Annotated in this window: 1 protein-coding gene; it reads right to left on the minus strand. The window is 31.0% G+C overall.

From position 1 onward, the window contains the following. Positions 1-157 precede the first annotated feature (157 nt). Positions 158-670, minus strand: a complete 513-nt coding sequence (locus ACFIKH_RS09240; protein ID WP_375671544.1) for a hypothetical protein — start codon at positions 668-670, stop codon at positions 158-160. Between the last annotated feature and the right edge of the window lie 186 nt (positions 671-856).

Below are 856 nucleotides of genomic sequence, written 5' to 3' on the forward strand. Positions count from 1 at the left end.
CTAATATGCAAGAGGCGATAAAAGAAACACAACATCTCTATAGACAGTATAATCTTTATGCAGCAATACAATATATTGTTGTCGAAGACCAAACATTACCACATCTTGTGAATTCATTGCGGGTCGCTCTTAACGCGCTTCATAAATATTTTGATTGTTAGACAATTTTCCAAATAAATTTGATCAACGCTATAAACGCTATAAGACAAATTAATATCAATGCTATAATCGCTACGATTCCTACAATTTCATCTAAATTTTCTATTATAGTAATAAAAATACCAATAAAAATTAACACTCCTAAAAATGCTATTCCTATTACAGGATAAAACACAAAAGCTGCCGACCCAGCCGCCCAAGCCGCTGTTTGGAATTGGAGGGATAAGAGCTCATAAAATGCGCTGTCAATATTTTCATCTTTTAAACTTAGCTTTTCTTCTCTTGCACATGCACTTAGTATCAAAAAATACGATACAAATGCTACAAATATTGGTACAATTAATTTATCTTGTTGTTGATTGTCTAATCCGAAGGGATTAAAAGCAAGTATCATAAGACTAATTATAGCAGAGAATGGTAAAAATAAAATTAGTGTAAATATCTTTTTAATTCTGCATAAAACTGCTTTTTTGAAAAATAACATTAATTCCCCCCGCTTTTTTCTAATCAATAACTTTGTGCTTCCATATAATTGATTCGTTGAGATGATACAATTGTGAGTGGTTGGTTGTTAAAGACACTAGATTTAGGTGAAAAAAATAAAAAATACACAATATAGTGATTTTTTTTGTTGACAGGATATGAAAAATAGTGTTTTATGGCGTTGCTGTACTAGTCGAATTGCGTCTAGAATTAC

It is taken from the genome of Bartonella sp. SD1336NMGDW (genome assembly GCF_042193565.1).
Classification (GTDB): domain Bacteria; phylum Pseudomonadota; class Alphaproteobacteria; order Rhizobiales; family Rhizobiaceae; genus Bartonella; species Bartonella grahamii.